Source organism: Actinoallomurus liliacearum, assembly GCF_039542035.1.
Classification (GTDB): domain Bacteria; phylum Actinomycetota; class Actinomycetes; order Streptosporangiales; family Streptosporangiaceae; genus Actinoallomurus; species Actinoallomurus liliacearum.
On record NZ_BAABHJ010000031.1, the window covers coordinates 62,868 to 82,062 of the forward strand.

Annotated in this window: 16 protein-coding genes; 11 read left to right on the top strand and 5 right to left on the bottom strand. The window is 68.3% G+C overall.

Annotated elements, in window-relative coordinates:
* The 4 genes from ABD978_RS34990 to ABD978_RS35005 all read left to right on the top strand — a co-directional run bounded on the left by ABD978_RS34990 (position 1) and on the right by ABD978_RS35005 (position 4,799).
* Entirely contained in the window at positions 1 to 1,122 is a 1,122-nt protein-coding gene (locus ABD978_RS34990; protein WP_345364290.1) for a M20 family metallopeptidase, read from the top strand.
* A complete protein-coding gene (locus ABD978_RS34995) occupies positions 1,119 to 1,967 on the top strand; it encodes a GNAT family N-acetyltransferase (protein ID WP_345364292.1) in 849 nt (282 codons plus the stop codon). The genes ABD978_RS34990 and ABD978_RS34995 overlap by 4 nt, the downstream gene beginning before the upstream one ends.
* Complete coding sequence (gene menC, locus ABD978_RS35000) at positions 1,964 to 3,070, top strand: o-succinylbenzoate synthase (protein ID WP_345364294.1); 1,107 nt, start codon at positions 1,964 to 1,966, stop codon at positions 3,068 to 3,070. The genes ABD978_RS34995 and menC overlap by 4 nt, the downstream gene beginning before the upstream one ends.
* A gap of 1,057 nt (positions 3,071 to 4,127) precedes the next feature.
* On the top strand, positions 4,128 to 4,799 hold the full coding sequence (locus ABD978_RS35005; protein WP_345364296.1) for a PucR family transcriptional regulator: 672 nt from the start codon (positions 4,128 to 4,130) through the stop codon (positions 4,797 to 4,799).
* On the opposite strand, the gene ABD978_RS35010 is transcribed toward ABD978_RS35005, so the two are convergent.
* Both ABD978_RS35010 and ABD978_RS35015 read right to left on the bottom strand, forming a co-directional pair.
* A complete protein-coding gene (locus ABD978_RS35010; RefSeq protein WP_345364298.1) occupies positions 4,759 to 5,973 on the bottom strand; it encodes a serine hydrolase domain-containing protein in 1,215 nt (404 codons plus the stop codon). The two genes, ABD978_RS35005 and ABD978_RS35010, sit on opposite strands and share 41 nt — an antisense overlap.
* A 10-nt stretch (positions 5,974 to 5,983) precedes the next feature.
* Positions 5,984 to 6,334 carry an alpha/beta hydrolase gene (locus ABD978_RS35015; RefSeq protein WP_345364299.1) on the bottom strand — a complete coding sequence of 117 codons (351 nt, stop codon included), beginning with the start codon at positions 6,332 to 6,334 and terminating at the stop codon, positions 5,984 to 5,986.
* Between the two features lie 540 nt (positions 6,335 to 6,874).
* Between ABD978_RS35015 and ABD978_RS35020 the strand changes: the two genes are divergently transcribed.
* Positions 6,875 to 7,096, top strand: coding sequence for a hypothetical protein (locus tag ABD978_RS35020; RefSeq protein WP_345364300.1), 222 nt, complete (start codon positions 6,875 to 6,877; stop codon positions 7,094 to 7,096).
* Between the two features lie 924 nt (positions 7,097 to 8,020).
* On the opposite strand, the gene ABD978_RS35025 is transcribed toward ABD978_RS35020, so the two are convergent.
* Positions 8,021 to 12,406 carry an nSTAND1 domain-containing NTPase gene (locus tag ABD978_RS35025; RefSeq protein WP_345364301.1) on the bottom strand — a complete coding sequence of 1,462 codons (4,386 nt, stop codon included), beginning with the start codon at positions 12,404 to 12,406 and terminating at the stop codon, positions 8,021 to 8,023.
* Between the two features lie 445 nt (positions 12,407 to 12,851).
* Between ABD978_RS35025 and ABD978_RS35030 the strand changes: the two genes are divergently transcribed.
* Both ABD978_RS35030 and ABD978_RS35035 read left to right on the top strand, forming a co-directional pair.
* A complete protein-coding gene (locus ABD978_RS35030; protein ID WP_345364384.1) occupies positions 12,852 to 13,241 on the top strand; it encodes a tyrosine-type recombinase/integrase in 390 nt (129 codons plus the stop codon).
* 739 nt (positions 13,242 to 13,980) lie between these two features.
* Entirely contained in the window at positions 13,981 to 15,597 is a 1,617-nt protein-coding gene (locus ABD978_RS35035) for a hypothetical protein (RefSeq protein ID WP_345364302.1), read from the top strand.
* A gap of 176 nt (positions 15,598 to 15,773) precedes the next feature.
* Here the strand turns inward: ABD978_RS35035 and ABD978_RS35040 are convergent, their stop codons facing one another.
* Positions 15,774 to 16,433, bottom strand: coding sequence for a 2'-5' RNA ligase family protein (locus ABD978_RS35040; RefSeq protein ID WP_345364303.1), 660 nt, complete (start codon positions 16,431 to 16,433; stop codon positions 15,774 to 15,776).
* 8 nt (positions 16,434 to 16,441) lie between these two features.
* Positions 16,442 to 17,209 carry a GntR family transcriptional regulator gene (locus ABD978_RS35045; protein WP_345364304.1) on the bottom strand — a complete coding sequence of 256 codons (768 nt, stop codon included), beginning with the start codon at positions 17,207 to 17,209 and terminating at the stop codon, positions 16,442 to 16,444.
* A gap of 209 nt (positions 17,210 to 17,418) precedes the next feature.
* Here ABD978_RS35045 and ABD978_RS35050 point away from each other — a divergent pair, with 209 nt between their 5' ends.
* From ABD978_RS35050 to ABD978_RS35065, 4 genes are all read left to right on the top strand, one after another.
* Positions 17,419 to 17,703 carry a DUF6284 family protein gene (locus ABD978_RS35050; RefSeq protein WP_345364306.1) on the top strand — a complete coding sequence of 95 codons (285 nt, stop codon included), beginning with the start codon at positions 17,419 to 17,421 and terminating at the stop codon, positions 17,701 to 17,703.
* Positions 17,703 to 17,897 carry a hypothetical protein gene (locus ABD978_RS35055; RefSeq protein ID WP_345364308.1) on the top strand — a complete coding sequence of 65 codons (195 nt, stop codon included), beginning with the start codon at positions 17,703 to 17,705 and terminating at the stop codon, positions 17,895 to 17,897. Before ABD978_RS35050 ends, ABD978_RS35055 begins: the two co-directional genes overlap by 1 nt.
* Entirely contained in the window at positions 17,894 to 18,406 is a 513-nt protein-coding gene (locus ABD978_RS35060; protein WP_345364310.1) for an RRQRL motif-containing zinc-binding protein, read from the top strand. Before ABD978_RS35055 ends, ABD978_RS35060 begins: the two co-directional genes overlap by 4 nt.
* A 104-nt stretch (positions 18,407 to 18,510) precedes the next feature.
* On the top strand, positions 18,511 to 19,194 hold the full coding sequence (locus ABD978_RS35065) for a hypothetical protein (RefSeq protein ID WP_345364312.1): 684 nt from the start codon (positions 18,511 to 18,513) through the stop codon (positions 19,192 to 19,194).
* Position 19,195 lies beyond the last annotated feature (1 nt).

Genomic DNA, 19,195 nt, shown 5'->3' on the forward strand with positions numbered 1-19,195 from the left:
GTGCGAGATCTTCGCGCGGCCGTCGAGGCCCGGTCGGCCGGGCTCCTCTCCGACATCGAAGAGCTGGTGTCCGTGGAGTCGCCCACCGCGGACCTGGCGGCCGTACGCGAGTGCGCCGAGGCGGTGGCCGGACTCGGGACCCGCCTGACCGGGCGGTCCCCCGAACGGCTGGACGCCGGCGGACGGCCGCATCTGCGTTGGCGGTTCGGCTCCGGCGACCGGGTGCTCCTGCTCGGCCACTTCGACACCGTCTGGCCGGTCGGCTCGCTGCGCACCCGGCCGTTCGCCATCGAGGACGGGCGGCTGACCGGGCCGGGGTGCTTCGACATGAAGGCCGGCCTCGCCCAGCTCTTTCACGCCCTGTCCGTACTGGACGATCTCGACGGAGTGACCGTGCTGGTCACCAGCGACGAGGAGACCGGGTCACGCACGTCGCGGAGCCTCATCGAGGACGAGGCCCGCCGCACGTCCGCCGCCCTGGTCCTGGAGGCCAGCGAGGAGGGAGCCCTGAAGACCGCGCGCAAGGGGGTGTCCACCTACGATCTGCGCATCACCGGCCGGGCCGCGCACGCCGGTCTCGAACCACACCGCGGGGTGAACGCGACCAACGAACTGGCCCACCAGATCCTGGCGATCTCCGCGCTCGGTGACCCGGAGGCGGGGACCTCGGTGACCCCGACGGTCGCCTCGGCCGGAACCACCCGGAACACGGTGCCCGCCTCGGCGGAACTCCTCGTGGACGTACGGGCGGCGACCACCGCCGAACAGGACCGGGTAGACAGCGCGATCCGCGCCCTTCCGCCCGCGCTGAACGGCGCGCGCCTCGAACTGTCCGGCGGCCCCGATCGGCCGCCGCTGCAGGAGAGTTCATCGGCGCGGTTGTTCGCCCGTGCCCGCCGGCTGTACGGCGAGCTCGGGTTCGGGTCGCTGTCGGGAGTGGCCGTCGGAGGCGGCTCCGACGGGAACCTCACCGCCGGCGCCGGCGCCCCCACGCTGGACGGGCTCGGCGCCGTCGGCGGCGGGGCGCACGCGGACCACGAACATGTGATCGTGGCGGAACTGCCGCGCCGGACCGCGCTGGTGGCGGCGCTGGTCCGCGAGCTGACCAAGGAGCCGGTGTGACCGGCGAGCTCGTCGCCGAGGCGAGAGAATTGGCCGGCCTGGCCTCCCACGAGGCGGGCCTGAAGATCCGGGAACTGGAGGACCCCCTCGACCTGCGCGAGGCGTGCGCGCTGCTGGACCGCGTGTGGCGGCCTCCGGCGGGCAGCAGCCTGATCATGCCGGAGCTGATGCAGTCGATCGGGCACTCAGGCGGCTATGTCGCGGGCGCCTATGCGGACGGCCGGATGGTCGGGGCGTGCGTCGGACTGCTGGCCACCGCCGGGCTGCACTCGCACATCGCCGGAGTCGGGAGCGGTTCCCGGGGACGCGGTGTCGGATACGCGATGAAGGTCCACCAGCGCGCCTGGTCGCTGGAGCGTGGCATCACCACGGTGACCTGGACGTACGACCCGCTGATCAGCCGCAACGCGTACTTCAACATGGCGAAGCTCGGCGCGGTCCCCGCCGAGTACCTCCCCGACTTCTACGGGGCGATGCAGGACGAGGTCAACGCGGGCATCGAGAGCGACCGGATCCTGGTCCACTGGAATCTGGCCGATCAGCGCGTGTCGGCCGCCTGCGGCGGACGGCCGCACGTCGCGGATCCCGGGCCCGAGCCGGTGGTCGGACTCGACGCCAAGCCCGACGGCGGCCCCGCCGCCGGGCGGCGGGACGGTGAGGTCGTCCTGGTCCGGATACCGGCCGACATGGAGGCGATGCGAAGTGCCGACCCTGGTCTGGCGCTCGAATGGCAGCGGGCGGTCCGCGACACGCTCGGCGGGCTGATGGCCGAGGGAAGCGCCGTCACCGGCTTCACGAGGGCCGGCTGGTACGTGATCGAACGAGGTCGGAAGGGGCGGTCATGAAGCCCGTCGGAGTGGAACTGCGCCGGATCGCGATGCCGCTGGTGTCACCGTTCCGCACGTCGTTCGGGACGCAGACGACGAGGGACATCCTGCTGGTCAGGGTCGAGACCGGCGATGGCGAGGGTTACGGCGAGTGCGTCACGATGGCCGACCCGGTGTACTCCGCGGAGTACACCGATGGGGCGATCGACGTGCTGCGCGGGCACCTGATCCCGGCGCTGTTCCGGCGGCCCGACCTCGATCCGTGGGCGGTGGCCCCCGCGCTCGCCGCGTTCAAGGGGCACCGGATGGCGAAGGCCGCTCTGGAGACCGCCGTCCTGGACGCCTGGCTGCGCACCAGGTCGCTGTCGCTCGGCGAGTGGCTGGGGGCCACCACCGACCGGGTCGCCGCCGGCGTCTCGGTGGGAATCATGAACTCGATCCCCGAACTGCTCGACGCCGTCGAGGGCTACCTCTCCGAGGGGTACACGCGGATCAAACTGAAGATCGAGCCCGGCTGGGACGTGGCGCCGGTCCGCGCGGTCCGCGAGCGCTTCGGAGACGACGTGCCGCTCCAGGTCGACGCCAACACCGCCTACACCCTCGCGGACGCCCGGCACCTGGCGCGCCTGGACGAGTTCGGGCTGCTGCTCATCGAGCAGCCGCTGGACGAGGAGGACGTACGGGGCCACGCGCAACTGGCACAGGCCGTACGCACGCCGATCTGCCTGGACGAGTCGATCGTCTCGGCACGTGCGGCCGCCGACGCCATCGCCCTCGGGGCCTGCTCGATCATCAACATCAAACCGGGCCGGGTCGGCGGATACCTGGAGGCGAGGCGGATCCACGACGTGTGCGCCGCGCACGGCGTGCCCGTCTGGTGCGGAGGAATGCTGGAGAGCGGGCTCGGCCGGGCCGCCAACGTCGCCCTGGCAGCCCTGCCCGGCTTCACCCTGCCCGGCGACACGTCCGCCTCGGGGAGGTACTACCGGACCGACATCACCGAGCCGTTCGTACTGCGGGACGGGCACCTGGAGGTACCCCGCGGCCCGGGCCTCGGCGTCCGGCCCATCCCGGAACGGCTGGCCGAGGTCACCGTCTCCACCGAGTGGATCGCCCGGTGAACGGGATCGAGTCCCGGCCGCGGACGGCCTTCGGCGCGGGACGCGCACCCGCCTGACCGGCGGCCGCGCCGGGCTTCCGGCGTCCATACCGGCCGATCCTCCGGTTCACCTAGGGTGTGACGGTGATCGTGCCGTCGGCGGTCGTGCTCGGCCGTATCCTCACCGACCTGGGCTCCACCCTGGTCGAGGTCGTGGCGGGCGAGCCCGATCCCGCGCGGCCCGTCGGCGGTGTGCTGATTCACGACGCCCGGGACGAACCTGCTCGGCTGCCGGGCGCCGTGGTGCTGGGTGTCGGGGTCTACGGCGCCGACCAGGTCGTCGCGCTCGTTGAGCGGGCGGCCGGGCTCGGTGCCACGGCGGTGATCGTGCGGTCCCCGGTCGCGGTGGACGAATCAGTGCGGGACGCCGCCACGCGTACCGGTATCACCGTGCTGGGTCTCACGCCGGGAGCGTCCTGGGCCCAGGTCGCCGCGTTGCTGCGGTCCCTGCTCGCCGTGGACGAGGTCGGCGCGGCCGGGGATGGCGGAGAACCACCGGTCGCCGGGGACCTGTTCGCCCTGGCCAACGCGGTCGCGGCGCTGCTCGACGGCCCGGTGACCGTGGAGGATCGCAACGGTCGGGTGCTGGCCTTCTCCAGCCGGCAGGACGAAGGCGACGAGGCCAGGATCGCGACGATCCTCGACCGTCAGGTGCCCGCCGACAAGCTGCGCGCGCTGGAGGAACGCGGAGCCTTCCACGCCCTCTACCGCAGCGAACGGCCCCTCTACGTGGAGGGCGTCGCGGACAAGCCCCGCGTGGCGATCGCCGTCCGGGCGGGCGGAGAGATCCTCGGCTCCATTTGGGTCGTGGTCGGCGAGCCGCTCACCGCCGACCACGAACAGTCCCTCGTCGAGGCCGCGAAGGTCGTCGCGCTGCATCTGCTCCGCCGGAGGGCGGGCGAGGACGTAGAACGCCGGCTCCGTACCGATCTGCTCGCCACGGTCCTGGAAGGCGGCGCAGGCGCGCCCGAGCGGCCGTACGCCTCGGGCTTTCGACTCAACCCGCCTGTGTACTGGCGATGGCGGTGTCCGGGGATTCCTCGGCGCCGGACCGGATGGCCGCCGGGAACCGAGTCTCGGGAGCCCTCGCCCTGCACCTGGCCGCGGTGCATCCGCGGACCGCCACGGCCTCGCTCGGCGGCGTCACCTACGCGATCCTGCCGACCGCTTCCGGCGAGTCGGCGCTGCGGGTGACCGAAGAGTTCCTCGCCCGGATCGGCACCCGTGTCCCCGTGGTCATCGGCATCGGCCGGGTGGCGGCGCGCCCGGTGGACCTGCCGCGGTCACGGAACGACGCCGACCGCGCGCTCCGGGTCCTGCGCGGCGAACGCTCAAGGGCCAGGTTCGCGCGCCTGCCGGACGTCTATGTGTCATACCTCCTGATGGACCTGGCCGACAGGATGGCAGCCGAGGACGAGTTGCCCGACGGCCCCATCGTCAGGCTCCGCGCGTACGACGCCGAGCACAACACTCCACTCACCGAGACCCTCGCCGCATGGCTGGCCACCTTCGGCGACGTGATCGCGGCCTCGGCCGCCATGCACGTCCACCCGAACACCTTCCGCTACCGCCTCAAGCGGCTGATGGAGGTCGCCGATCTCGACCTCACCGATCCGGAGGCCCGGTTCGAGGCGATGCTCCAACTCCGCCTCATGCCGCCGGCGGGCCAGCCCGGAACTCCCGGTTCGTGATCCCGAACGCTGACCCTTCCGGAGGAGGTCGTGGTACCAGCCGGTCAGGCGCGTCGTTCACTGCGGCCAGCGCGTGGTCGAACTGCGGTGGCGTGGTCGGTGACCGGTTCAGCATGACGGTGACCTGGCGTCCGTCGCGGGTGGCTCCGTCGCGGGTCTGGAACCCGGGTCCGTCTCCGCCGTGTGCCCAGTAGTCACCACCGCAGCTCAACGGCGCGTTGATCAGCCCGAGACCGTAACGGGCGCCGGGAAAGAGTTCACCGGCCGGGACCGTTCTGGTCATCTGGGCCAGCAGGCGGGGCGGGAGCAGGTCACCGCGAAGCAGCGCGGCGAAGAACCGGTTCAGGTCGTCCGCCGTGGAGATCATCTCGCCGCCGGCCCAGACCATGGTCTGGCCGACCTCGGTGGCGTCGACCAGCCGGCCGCTGTCGTCGACCGTGGTGTACCCCCGAGGGTGCGGTCCGCGGATGCCCACCTGATCGCCGGGGAAGTAGGTGTGCCGCAACCGCAGCGGGCGCAGGACGCGGTCGGTGATCTCGGACGCGTACGGGCGCCCGGTCACCTTCTCGATGAGCAGGCCGGCCACGATGTAGTTGGTGGTGGCATAGGAGAAACCGGTGCCTGGTTCGGCGACGGGCCGGTGGGCCAGCGCCACCGCGATCAGCCGGCGTGGCGTGAAACGGTCGAACCGATGGCGAAAGAACTGTCCAGGAGCGAACATCGGCAGATCGTCCGCGTAGTCGGCCAGGCCGCTGGTGTGCTGCAACAGCTGGCGGCCTGTGATGCGGCGGCCGTCGTTGCCGTTGCTGCGGATCAAACCGGGCAGGTAGCGCTCGATCGGGGCGTCCAACGCGACCCTGTGCTCGGCAACGAGCTGCAACACGACCGTGGCGACGAAGGTCTTGGTGTTGCTGTAGATCCGGAACTCGCTGTCCGGGCGCGCCGCGGCGCGGCTCCCCAGATCGGCGACACCGCTGGTCACCGTGGTGTGTCCGGAGGCGTCCCGAACTTCGGCGAGCGCGCCGGGAACGCCTTCGGCGGTCAGGCGGTTCAGGTCGCGCCGCAGCGCGGAGTGGTCGTGTGCCGGCGCGGCCGCCGCGCCTGCCTGCGGCGCGGCGATGATCGCGAGTCCGGCGGCGATGGCGCACGACACGCCAAGGCGTCGATGGAACATGATGGCCTCTTCAGGAGGTGGGGGTGGCGGGGCAATACAGGTCGTGTGCCGGGAACCGGCCGTCTTCGAGGTAGGCGGTGCCGGCGCTGTTCGCACACTCGTTGGGTTTGAGCAGGTAGGCGCCGTGGCCGCTCTGGTCCACGGTGACCAGCCGGGCCCGCCCGCCGAACGCCGCACGCAGGTCCTTGGAGCCCACGTAGGGCGTCGCGGGGTCGCGGAGGTCGTTGATGATCAGGACGTTGGCCGGGCCGCTCTGGTCGATCCGGACCCGTTCGTCCACCTGGTACGGCCAGAAGGCACACGGCCAGATGCCGGCACCCGCGCCGGCGGACAACGGATACCGGCGTGCGTCGGTTCGCACGTCGCGTCGGTACGTGCCGACGTTGCGAGGCCAGTTCGCACGATCATTTCGTCCACCGACCCGCGCGTTCCGCCCTTGCGCCGCCATGAAGGGATGGGCGGTGTGAGCCGGCCGCACCGCGGCTGGCGCGATCACCGGCATCACGGGCCGACGACGGCGACAGCCCCGTGCGCGATGCCGAAGGCCCTGCCCCGCGAGCCGACCGCCGAGACCCTCTGGCGCGCGCCAGGTGACGTTCGCCCCGGGTCGGCGGGTGCATCACCGGTGTTCGGCACACCGTTGTGGCGGGACGCGACACTAGTGCCCCAAGTTTCGGTCGCTGGGACGACGAAAAGTCTCGGCACAGTGCCGAGCACATCGCCCCTGCCGGCCACCTCGAGAGCGTCCGACGCGCGACCATCGCCCACGTGGGACTCCTCCCGGTCTTGCGACCTTGTGATCCGCTCGGACACTCGTGAAGTAGGAGCGTCTCAAGCACGAACGCTCCGGGGCGCGCCTAATGAACGCGCCTCAAGCAAAACAGATCGGAGGAACTGCTCCATGCGGAAGCAACTGAACACCTTCCTCATGAGGCACCTCATCATCTTCCTCGTGGTGAGTGCGATCGGCTTCGTGGCGTCCGTGCTCGGAAGGATCGGCTTCGACCGCGTCTGGGAGGCCGGCGCCGCCGTCTTCTCGTCCCCCGGAGCCATCACCGCCTTCCTGGTGATCATGGCGATCTCCACCGCCCTGGTCTCCACCGTCATGAAGAAGATGAAGTAGCCGCCTGGCCTGAGGACCGGGTGTGCTCGTAACACGGAGCGGGGCTCGCGTACTCAGGTACGCGGCCCCGCTTTTCCAGACCTCAACCGCGGCCCCCGTCCTCGTCGACACGGCGTCCTCGCGGCCGCCCGGTCGGCCACAGGACCACGGCGGTGACAGAGGCGGTGTAACGCCACGAGCCACGCCCGGTACGACATCGAAACTCGATAGGCGGCCGTGCATAGACAGAGGCCCTGCACCGTCGCGGTACAGGACCTCTGACCTGGGTGGACCTTGGCGGGGCTTATTCCAACTCAAAGGGCCAGCTCAGGGCATTGGAGGCACTCCTCCGAAGATTGCCTGACCTGGATGCACCGGTCAAACCATCACCAGACTGGCGGAAGCCCCGCCGCGCACGGTCTCTCGCGAGGATCGGTCAGCGGATGAACGTCAACGACACGACAATCCCCCACCGCCTCAGGGAACGAGGCGCGAGGACACGCGACCCGCAGGCACGGGAGCAATAGCAAGGTCAACGACGACTGTCCTTGTCAGAAGCTCCTCACTCCCCTTAAAGAGCACGATGTTTCATCACCGATCTGTACCGGCCCGGTGAGTCACCCCCACATGCGTGGAGAGCGCGCGCCCTTGACGAGCAGGACCGAGGTGTCATCCGGCACCCCACGTGCGTGGGGAGCACTCCATTTCCAGCAGCCGGATCGCACCCTTGACCGGATCACCCACACGGGCGTGGGGAGGGCCTCTCGGCCTCCAACGCAGACCCTCGAAACCATGCTTGCTGGTCGGCCGAACCCGCCGGTCCGACGGCTGTGATTCGGACTCGTGTCCGCGCGGACCACTGACGCTCAAAGTCCGAGGTTCCAAGTGCAAAAGGTGCTGACTGCGGGAGCATTGCAGCTGACCCGTGTCCATCGCACGGTCGTCTCATCGGCACGGGGCGGTGCCCGGGTCGACGCCGAGCGCCCGCCATTCTCCGGTGAGGGTCGGGCCGGTGAGGACGGCGCAGATCCGGCGAGTGGCGATCGAGGGGTCGGTGTTCCACACTCCGACGCTGCCGTCGACACCGGCGCTGGCCAGCAGGTCGCCGTGAGGGCTGAAGGCGAGTCTGTTCAGTACGCCCAGGTGGCCCGTGAGGTCGGCGACGCGGCGGCCGGTCGAGACGCTCCACAGCCGGATGACGGTGTCTCCTTGGGTCCCGGTCGCCAGCGTGCGGTCGTCGGGGGAGAACGCGACGTCCCTGATGCTGGAGGGGTGGGCGGCGAAGGTTCGGCGGAGCCGGCCGGTGTCCAGGTCCCACAGCCTGATGACGCGGCCGGATCCGGCGGTGGCGAGCGTACGGCCGTCGTGGCTCACCGAAATCCCGACCACCTGATCCGGACCGGTTCGCAGCGACCGTTCGGCCGACAGGTCCGTAGTTCGCCAGATCCGCACCAGGCTGTCGGCGAGGCCGAGATTCCGCGCCGCAGGCGCGGTGGCGGTGGCGGTGGCCGCGGCCAGCACCCGGGAGCCGTCCGGAGTGAAGACGAGCCGGTCCGACCGGTAGATGCCCAGGTCGATGACCCCGCGGCGGCGCAACGTACGGGTGTCCCATACATAGACGGCGTTGCCGCCACCGCTCAGAGTGGCGGTGGGTATGGCCGTGGCGGCGAGCAGCGTGCCGTCAGGAGAGAAGGTCACGGCGTCGGCGGACAGACCACGGCCGACGGAGAGGTCGGCGCGTTCACGCCCGGCGGTGTCGAACAGGCGGACCGTCCCCTTGACGGACGTGGCTGCGAGGGTGCCGTCCGGGTCGTAGGAGACACCCGTCTTTCCCAGGGCCTCACCGGATCGTACCGACAGGAGCGGTTTCGGGGGGATGCCTGTGACGTCCCAGGTGGATACGGCACCCCGGCCGTCCACCGCCGCCAGTCGCTCACCAGAGCGGTCGAAGGCGACACCCGTCATGGCGGCATCGTCATCGACACCGCTCAGCCAGGTGTTCGCGCGTCGCCAAAGGACCGTGGAACCCGCGGGGCCCGCCGCCGCGATCAGCCTCCCGCCGGCCGACACCCCCACGTCGAGGAGGGTTCCGCCCGCGGGCCGGGCGAACGAATCGGTGTCCCAAGAATGCTGCCGAAGATCCCAGATCCGTACTCTGCGATCTCCCCCGACGACGATGAGCCGATCGGTTCCGGCGAAGGCCAGCGCCCCGACCGGGTCGGACACCTGCCGACCCGCCGCTCCCCGCCTCCGGCCTGAGACGTCCCAGAAGAGGACCCTGCCGTCTCGTACGCCGCCGGTCGCCAGCGTCCCATCGGGAGAGAACGCCACGCTCACCTCCGACTCGTGAGCGTGTCCACTCAGGGTGGCGATCTTTCGGCCGTCTTTGAGCCGGTACAGCGCCGCCGTGCCGTCGCTGTGGCCGATGGCGATCTCATCGCCATCCGGGCTGTAGGCGAGGCTGGACGCGAGGCCTGACAGCAGGCCGGCGCGGGTGCCGGGAGTGCCCGTCCCCGGTGCGGGGAACTGCGTGACGAGCCGGCCCGAGCGTGGGTCCCACTGACGGAGCACGACGACGCCACCCGGGGCCGCGCACGCCAAGGCCAGCGCCTGCCCGTCCGGCCGCCAGGCCACCGGGTGCAACGTCGGCCAGCGCGGGGTGGCCAGTGCCCGGCCGTCCGAGGTCGTCCACACCACGACGTGGCCGTCCAGGGCACCGGCCGCCAGCATGGTGCCGTCGGGAGAGAACCTCATCACCGTGGCTACGGTCGGCAGGCCGCGCAACCGCGCGCGTTGCCGGTGCGTGTGAGCGTCCCAGAGCCATATCGTGCCGTCGGCGCCGCCGGTGGCGACCAGGTCGCCGGCGGGACTGATCGCCACGCTGTTCGACCCTTCGGTGTCGCCGAGTTGGCCGGCGTGGGCCAGCATCTGCGCCGACAACACCGCGCCCCGGGCCTCGGCGGTCGGGAACGTGCGCCAGGCCAGGGCCGCCAGCATCATGGCGCGCCGTGGGTCCGCGCGCCCCGCCAGAACCGACTCGGCGGCCCGCGCGCGGGAGACCGCCTCGGCCTGACGCTCCCGGGCGGTACCGCGCTGCTGAAAGGCGACCGTGCCGGCGGCCAGGGCGACGACCAGGAGGGCGGCTTGACCCGCCACCAGCCGGCGCAGCCGCCGAACGCGCCTGCGCTCGGCCATCAGCGTGGCCTCGGCCGCGGCCGTGCTCGCGCGCAGGAACCGGTCCTCCAACGTGGTGAGGTCGGTACGGTCCGCGGCCCACTCCCGCGCCTCCGCCAGCCGCGCTCCCTGGTACAGGACGCTATCGTCCTGCCCTGACTCCGACCAGTACCGCGCGGCGTCGGCCAGACGCTGGCGTACGAGCAGGGACCGCCGATCCTCCTCGACCCACTCGCTCAGCCGCGGCCAGGCGGTCAGCAGGACATCATGGGCGATTTCGGCGGCGGCCTCGTCGAGGATGACCAGACGTCTGTCGGTGAACGCTCCCAGCACGGCGTCGACGTCGGTGATCTCTCCCGCGGCCCGCCCGGCGTACAGGTCTTCGCGCCGCACCGTACGGCGGGCGAGCCGCCCATCCGCGGAGATGAGGACCAGCCGCCGGAACACCTCCGCCGCGATGGCCCGCCGCGGCGTACCGAGGCTTTCGTAGACGCCGTCGGCGCTGGCCCGGACCGCGTGCGTCACGCCGCCCGACAGGCCGTACCCGCGTCTGGTAAGCCGGTCGCCGGTGCGGTTCTCCCACGTGAGCAACATGGCCTGCGACAGCAGCGGCAAGGCGCCGGCCTCATAGCCGCCGGTCGTTCCGGCGGCACGAAGCTCGGCGAGGATGTCATCGACCAGGCCCGCCTCGATCTCCAAACGGGCCGCCGCAGCAGGCCCGGTGATCGCTCGTCTCAGCTCGGGCTCGCTCATCGGCCCGACCACGAACTGCCCGTCCCGCAGAGCATCGATCAGCTGCGGGTAGGCGGCGCAGCGCTCCCAAAAGTCCCCGCGCACGCTGAGCACGACCAGCGCCGGTGGAGTGTCCGCCGGACCGCACGCAGTGCCCGCCGCCGCGCCCAGCGCGGTGATGAACGCCTGCCTCTCGGCCTCGCCACGGCCGGTCTCATCGTCCCCGGACGTGAAGATCTTCTCGAACTGGTCAACGACTAGAACCAGCCGCTCACGCCCAGCGCCGGCGCCGGCGCCGGCGCCGGGCGAGGCTCGCCGGTGCGCCACCAACGCCCGCCGGACGAGCAGGTGCGCCTGGCCGGGATCCGCTGTCAGATCACGCCGGACGAACCCCACGTCCGTTCCGCCTAATACGGCCAGCTGGATCGCCAACTCCTCCAGCGGAGCATGCGTCAAGGTGAGCAGGACGCGGGGCCAATCCTGCGATCCGAGGCCCAGCGCGCCACGCGCCAGCATCGGTATCAGGCCCGCGCGCAGCAGAGACGACTTGCCCGCCCCGGACGCACCGGTCACGACCACGATGCCCCGGCCGCTCAGACATTCGGCGATCTTGCCGACCAGTTCGGTGGATAGCTGCTCACGGCCGTAGAAGACCTCGGAGTGTTCCGTCTCGAACGGCCACAGGCCCTGGTACGGGCACCCGGTCCAGCGCGGCACCTCGGCCGTGCCCCCGCCGCCGCCCGACTCTGTCCCGATATGCCGGTCGAGGCGGGATATATCCTCACGGAGCAGCCGCAACTGCGTCGACTGCCAGCGCAGCCGCTCACTGTCGGCCCGCCGCTCGGCCTCCGACTCCACCAGCCCGCCAAGGATCGAGGCGACCGCGTCTCGGACGTCTGCGAGCAAGAACCCGAAATCGTCGAACTTCTCACTCAGCGTCGTGAACGCCAGAGCCACCTCGTACTGCAGCTCGACGTCACCCGTCTCGACGACCTCCTCCAGCACGGCCCGGACCGCCCCGATCTCCCGCAGAACCGCGGCGACCTCGCTGCGCAGGGACGCGGCCGGCGTTCCCCCGCTCTGCAGTACCTCCTCGATCCGCTGGGCCAGGACCTTCTCGATCTCCGCCTGCGCCGGCGACCCTCCGTCGGCGCGCAGGCGGTCGACCACCTCTTCGATCAGGTTCGTGAGGACGTTCGCGCCGACCGAGCCGAGCACCCCCACGCTCGCCGCGATCTGCGCGCCGTTTCCCGGCAACGCGACGACCACCGGCCCGAAGGCACCCGCGCACAGCAGAGCCGTCAGGCCCGCGGGCGAGATCCGCCGGAAACCCTGCCCGGCCCGGCGGGTGGCCTCCGCAACCCGAACACGCGCCCCTGCCCGCATCCGCCGGTTCTGCTCGCCCGCCGTCCCCGTGTCATCCACCGCATCAATATGACCGCCAGAGCCGGCAACGGCGGAAGGAACCACCCACGGGCCGGCTTCTCGGCCGGAAGCGGCCACCCGCCCCTGGCCGCACAAGAGCACGATGGTGTCCTCGCGCAGCCGACCGGAGAACAAGCGGCGTCGTTGTGCGAAGGGCGAGTGCTGCCAGCAGACGCTCTCGGAGCGCAGCGTTCAGGACGTCCTCGGGGTCCTGCGCAAGCGCGCCTTCCGTGGCCGTCACTGAGGAACTGGTCGCCAAGAACGCCGCGACCGCCCTCCGGCTACCCAAACCGCGAAAGAAGCGAGTCAAACCCTGGTCGGTGGAGGAGGCCAGCCGGTTCCTCGAAGCGACCCGCGACGCGGGCGAACCCCTGTACGCCGCTTTCGTGCGCTCCGCCGCCAGGTCAAGACCGAGTCGTCGGAGGCCGGCCTGCCGGTCCCCGAGATCTGCCTCGCTGCGCTCAAGCTTCGGAAGGAGCAGCAGGCCCGGGACAAGGAGCATCATGACGAGCGTTGGGAGGAGACCGGCCTGGTGTTCACCACCCGGTATGGCACCCCGATCGAGCCGCGGAGCTTCAATCGCAGCTTCGACCGCTGGATCGAACGGCTCGGGCTCCGCCGGATCACAGTCCACGGCACCCGCAAGACCCGCGGCACGCTGCTCGCTGCGCTCGATGTCCATCCCCGGGTCGCGATGCAGATCCTCCGGCATAGCCAGATCGCCGTGACGATGGAGATCTCCACGGAAGCGACTTCAGAGGCAACCAGGGAGGCGCTACGCAAGCTGGGCAGGACCCTCGACACCGGTCAGACGGACAGTAACCCTGCCGAATAGCTCTGCCGCGTCCCACGCGAACTTTCCGGCGAAGCCGGGTACTCCGAGAGATCGGAGTACCCGGCTTTTCGCGTTTCTCGGCCTCTTCCTCGCCCCTACTGCTGTACTTCGTAGCTGTACAGGCATGAAGAAGGCCGGTTCCTTGATCGGAACCGGCCCCTCACCTGGGTGGGCGATACTGGGTTCGAACCAGTGACCTCTTCGGTGTGAAGGAATTCCAGGCCGTCCGCGACCTAGGCACACAGCCCACGAATGGCGCTGGGACGGCCCTCGGCGTTCGCTGGGGTTCGTGGTGGGCCGCACGGATAGGCGGCCTCTTAGGCGGCCCGACGAACACCCCCTATGTTCCAGCTGCTTCTACGGCGAGAAGCTGGAACATAGGGGGTGTATCCCGCGTGTATCCCGAGTCTTCCCAGGTCAACAGGCTAAGGATACACGGGATACACGGGATACATTGGCCGACCCGCCCACTCCATGACCTCTGGCCCCCGCCGGCCGTGAAAGAGAGCCCCTGAGCGGCGATGATGAAGCGCAACCGTCCGAACGAGTTCGAAACCCCGGCTGGCGTAGTACCGCTGTAGCTGCCCCCGTGACGCCGGGCGAAGCGGAACGCACAAGCTACTGAATCTCACTGGCCAGGGCACCGGAGAGCTTAAGATACTCGACGAGACAGACCACCCGGACGCTCATCAACCTAAGCGCAGCCCACACGGCAAACACAGAAAGAACAAAGATTCAAATGACCGAAGCCTCTGAAGAATCGGCACGCGCTTATAGAAAATTGCAGTCACTGGCGACAAATGCACCCGCAAACCTTTCCATATGGAAGTCAGGGGCCACATCTCTTGACGCCCTATTGCTATCAATATCTGTTCGCCACCTACTAGTGCAGAGGATGGCAGATTCTCACAAATATATCGATGACAGGGAGGGCGTCACCGATATGTCTAAGTGGGCGAACACAACAGCCCGCTTGATTGAATGGAGTCATAGATACGGCAATCAATCAAGAACTAGCGCAAGGACACCGACAAAACGTGTCATTGACACAGCGTTCGAGCTGGCATGGAATTGGGATGCGATAGACATCGCACTTCAAGGCGTTCGCGCTGGACGCGTCCGACTGCTTGCACATGGAAACGCACTGGCCGTCGAGCCGCTGTCGGATCCCAGCATAGAGGCGCTCGATATTGTGCTCGAAAAGATTGACACGGCAAATACCGAAGAAAATACGATAGGTCCCAGCCTGGCGCCTGCGCATGACTATTTTAGAGCACAAGAAGGACGCCGAAGCGTCTACATGAACATTCCGCACTGGATTGCTGGCCTATACGTACAACACATGAAAAACTATGTAGCCCAACGTCATTGGGATGTCCCAGCCGATACCGATCTGGGCGGCCTAAAGGTCGGTGATGCAATTCCGCTGATAGGAACACTTAAAGGGATTTCCTTTCTTCAGTATACGCTCTTCCAGGGGGAACCTTCCCCCAAGACCGCCTACTTGGGTATGGAGTCACATACTCTCGCCAAAAGCCTCCGCCGATACAATCCGAACAACACGGCTATCGATGCCTTTATAGAAATGCTCACATACAAGCCGGGAAGGAGTCCTCTTTCTGCCCCTATCATTCCGTGGTGCGGGAAGCTGATAATCCCATTCTTTCTCATGTCGGATGGCCTCGAAGAACGCATGGTTCTTCGGGCAGCTGCCTCCAACCCAAGCACAGCTGGAAGACTGGGCGAATCACTCGGCGCTCTTTGCCGACGGTGGGCCGACCGCCTCAAGTCGATCCCGGGGACGCGCGTAGCGACCGAGGTGAAAGTCTTGGCAGCGAACCGCCGGAAGATTGGCGATTTGGACATCGTAGTGCTCGACGCCGATCAGAAGACGGGTCTTATTATTGAGGCGAAGTGGCCTATAGATGCACGCACGCTTCCCGATGCATGGAAGCAAGAAGCGGCAATCGATAAGGGAAGGAGTCAAATAGTCCGCCTCAAGAAGGCGATTACAGAGGGAGCGCTCGTTAAGCTTCCGCTCGACTGGCCACCCTTCGCCGATATTGAGTGGAAATGGCTAGTTGGAACGTCGAGATATCTCGATTCCCGAATTTCACATCCGGATATCGATGTCACGAGCCTCAGGTTCGTGGAACAGCTTCTTCCTGTTACATCCACCACGGAACTGATCCATAAATTGACGACCTTCCCTTATCCCAAAGAAGGCCATGAATTCCGACTAAACTGGCGCAAGTTTAAGATTGGCGACACCACAGTAAAGTGCAGAGAGATAGAGATGCTTCAACCAGAACCTTCCCCCCCGGCGGAAAGGAATCGAGCGAAGGGGTGGACATGAATGCTCGAAGGACGACGTCCACTCCCACGGCAACGAGTCCGGCTGGCCGCTCCGGTCGGCCTTGCACGGCCCACGGACGGCCCAGCAAACGCCCTAGGGTGTATCCCGCGTGTATCCCGAGTCTGCGCTGGTTACGGCGCTAGGGACATATGGGATACATGGGATACATGTCAGCTCTAAGCCTCGGACAGGGGTGCTGTAGCGCAGGTTCGCCACTCGTACATGCGGTGATCGCGGTTGAGTGCGATCAGTGATGCTTCCTTGATCGTCAGCCGCGCGGGTTGAGGGCTGATCGATTCCACCGCCGCGACGTACGGGGCGGCCGTCCCGTCTTCCTCGAAATAAGCGACGCTTGCGTGAGGGCGGAACTTATCTTCTGCCTCTGGGACGTTGTCGGAGCCCCATACCGATCCGATTGCTTGACGGAGCCTTCTCCGAAGTTCTATGACGCTCGCCTCTTCGAGTGGCGGGAGAACTATGGCTTCATCTGCCACGAAGGCATGTCGGAAGGTGAGAGTTAGCGGTTCGCTCTCGGAGAGAACGCGACGCGCCGACTCCAGGATTCTCTCCAAATCGTCCGCACGGACCTCGTCCACGAAGCCGATTCCCTGCATCGTGAGATGCAACCATTGGGAGGGGATGAAGCGCATTCCGCCGAGTCCGTGCGCTTTCAGTGCTTGCTGGTATGCGGCAACCAGTCGATGTAGCTCGCCTGCACCGTCGAACGTGATGTGCCACGCGAAGAACTCACGACCGACGCGCCACCCAGGACGCCACCACCAATGGTCGTGGAATCGTTCTGCGTGCTCGCCGGGGGGAAGGTCAGCAAAGGACACCGGTCACCTCAGATCTCGGAGGGCGCTTCTGGCTCGTTAGCTTCTTGGTCGATCTCGTACTCATCGACAAGCATGATGCGGTCGGCCGGCCACGTCGACTCGGAGACCTCCAGGACTTGGCCGTCTTCCGCACACGCGACGTGGATGACGTTCAGTACTGGGCTGTTCGCCGGGATGTCCAGCGTTTCACTCTCTTGCGGTGAGGCTGGCCGTACGATCCATTGATCTCTAGCGTGGGAGTACCGCTTACCCGACAGATCCTCTACGCAGAGGAACAGCGCTTTCGGTACGACCATGGGTCGTTCTAGGAAGGTGTCCGCGGCGAAGCTGAGCGGAAGGTAACTCGCACCGATCTCTTCTGGGCGGCCAGTCCTCTTATCGAACAAGGTCCGTCGCCGAATCACGACTTCGGCCCCTGCGGGTAGTGTCATTAGCTCGGCGATTCCGTCCGGTGCGACAGAGCGCCCCGCAAACGTGATTTCATGGCGTAGGTCGGCAGTGAGTAGCTTTTGGTCTTTCCGGGCGCGGCCGTATCGATCTCTCGATCTACGTTGCCGCCGCCGTTGATCCTTGACGAACGTTCCGATTCCCTGACGAGACTCGATCAGGCCTTCGGTGCGCAAGACGCTCATAGCCTGACGGATCGTCGGGAGGCTGACATTGAAGCGCTCCGCGAGATCGGTCTCCGCCTGGACTCGATCGCCGGGCGCAAGCGTGCCCTCTCGGATCTCACGCCGTAGGACGTTCGCCACGCGGTGATACTTCGGCTCCGCCATCACGTTCCCTCGCTCGCTGACCAGGACTCAACGGTACAGGTCCTCAAGAGGACTTGACGACTGCCGTGAGAGCATGGTTCGCTCAGCTCATCAGGTCCTAATGAGGACTTGAGGACATGAGTGGTTGGCAGGCCACCCATGTCTCGGCACGAAGAAGGCCCCGGCGGTGGCAGCCGCCGAGGCCAAGCATCAAGAGCTGAGGAGTCTCGATGCCCGTTCAGCGTACTCGTGCGCCCGGATTCGGTTCGGGGATCACGGACGAGCATGACGCAGAACCGTCCGCCGCTGAGTTGGCGGAGATTGAACGCGAGTGGCCGCTGATCGCGGCCGAGCTTGACTTGCTCGACGCGGAGATCACGGCGCTGTCGGCCGAGGGCTGCGTGAGCAAGCTGGACCGCCGCCGGGTGCGGCGGGCCGAGCGGCGGGTGCTGGAGGTCGGCCGCGAGCTGGCCGCCGAGGGCGTCACGGCGCTGCCCGGTGAGGCGGTGGCGTGATGTCGGCCGCGGAAGACCGCTACGTCAAGGCGTCCGAGGACCTGGCGAAGGCCCGCGCCCTGTACGGCCACAACTCCCCCCAGGAGCAGGACGCGTACAAGGCGTTCCAGGAGGCGCTGGAGGACCTGCCCGAGGGCCCCGCCGCCCCGAGCCTGTTCCTGCGCCGGTACGGCAAGCGGGAGGCGCGGTCATGAGTCGCTACCGCGCCGTCTTTGAGGACCCCACGGGTTCCCGGTACGGCATCCCGACGTTCCCGTGGATGGGCGCGCCGGCCGAATTCGCCACGCTGCGGCAGCTTCGAGCGCGCGGGCTGCGGCCCGGTGGTCAGCCGGTCGCCGCTCAGATCCTGTGGCGCGGTGTCGGTGGCACCCGCGCCGCGTACCTGTACCGGATCGAGCTGGCCAAGCCGAAGCGGACCGCGACGGCTGCGCAGCGTGCGGCGATCGAGTCGGCGTTGAGCGCGCGTCGCCGCTGCCCGACGTGCCGCCAGGTGCGGCCCTACTACATCCCCCGGTCCCTCGGCGAGTGCCTGATGTGCGCGGAGAAGACCTGCGTCGAGTGCGGCATCAACGCCGGACTCGCTCAGCAGTACGACGCACGGGCTGACCGTCTCGTGTGGCTGTGCGCGGGATGTCACACCGACGCCATGGGCGGATGGCCGACGGCCGACAGCCACACGAGCACGGAGGAGTGTGCCGCATGACCACCCCCGCGCGTAGCGCTTACCCCGTCCCTGTCGCCGATCTGGTGCCCAAGGCCCGCAAGCTTGCGGCTGACCTCGGTGCGGTTCCGTCGCGGAACCGGCTCATGAGTGAGTTCCGGATCGGTGCGAGCAAGGCTCGCGCGGTCCTGGCGGCGCTGACCGCCGAGTCCGCGCCGGGACCGGTCGAGCCGGTCTTGCGGGCCGTTCCGGACCCCGCGCCCGAGGAGCCGACCCCGGAGCATGGCGAGGAGACGCGTGCCGCTGCGGATGCCGCGCCGGTCGAGGAATCGTCGCAGGACACCACGGCCGTAGACCCGGACACGGTCCCGGCCGTCGCGCCGGTCGAGACGGCGTCTCGGACGCTGGCGCGCTGGCCGCTGGTCCTGCTGGCCGTCCCGGCGTTCGTCGCGGTGTGGTCCGGCTGGGTCGGTCTCGGTGAACTCACCGGGTTCGGCGTGGTCCACCCGCTGCCCGGTATCGCCAACCGGTTCTCGATCAACTCGGCGATCACGCTCCCGGTCGGTGTGGAGACCTACGCCGCCTACGCCCTACGCGCATGGCTGGCCGGCGGTCTGCCGGTCCGGGCGCGCCGGTTCGCCAAGTGGTCCGCCATCGGATCACTCACCCTGGGCGCCCTCGGCCAGGTCGCCTACCACCTGCTCTCCGCCGCCCACGTCACCCGCGCCCCCTGGCAGATCACCACGATCGTGGCGTGTCTGCCGGTCGCGGTGCTCGGCATGGGCGCGGCCCTGGCTCACCTCATCCACGACACGCACCCGGAGGCGTGAG

What these genes read in the sequence shown, in the direction of transcription:
- ABD978_RS35065 (WP_345364312.1), top strand. Translation starts at nt 18,511, where the DNA reads ATGAGTGAGTTCCGGATCGGTGCGAGCAAGGCTCGCGCGGTCCTGGCG.
- ABD978_RS35010 (WP_345364298.1), bottom strand. Translation starts at nt 5,973, where the DNA reads ATGTTCCATCGACGCCTTGGCGTGTCGTGCGCCATCGCCGCCGGACTC.
- menC (WP_345364294.1), top strand. Translation starts at nt 1,964, where the DNA reads ATGAAGCCCGTCGGAGTGGAACTGCGCCGGATCGCGATGCCGCTGGTG.
- ABD978_RS35060 (WP_345364310.1), top strand. Translation starts at nt 17,894, where the DNA reads ATGAGTCGCTACCGCGCCGTCTTTGAGGACCCCACGGGTTCCCGGTAC.
- ABD978_RS35035 (WP_345364302.1), top strand. Translation starts at nt 13,981, where the DNA reads ATGACCGAAGCCTCTGAAGAATCGGCACGCGCTTATAGAAAATTGCAG.
- ABD978_RS35050 (WP_345364306.1), top strand. Translation starts at nt 17,419, where the DNA reads ATGCCCGTTCAGCGTACTCGTGCGCCCGGATTCGGTTCGGGGATCACG.
- ABD978_RS35055 (WP_345364308.1), top strand. Translation starts at nt 17,703, where the DNA reads ATGTCGGCCGCGGAAGACCGCTACGTCAAGGCGTCCGAGGACCTGGCG.
- ABD978_RS35045 (WP_345364304.1), bottom strand. Translation starts at nt 17,209, where the DNA reads ATGGCGGAGCCGAAGTATCACCGCGTGGCGAACGTCCTACGGCGTGAG.
- ABD978_RS35005 (WP_345364296.1), top strand. Translation starts at nt 4,128, where the DNA reads ATGGCGGTGTCCGGGGATTCCTCGGCGCCGGACCGGATGGCCGCCGGG.
- ABD978_RS35020 (WP_345364300.1), top strand. Translation starts at nt 6,875, where the DNA reads ATGCGGAAGCAACTGAACACCTTCCTCATGAGGCACCTCATCATCTTC.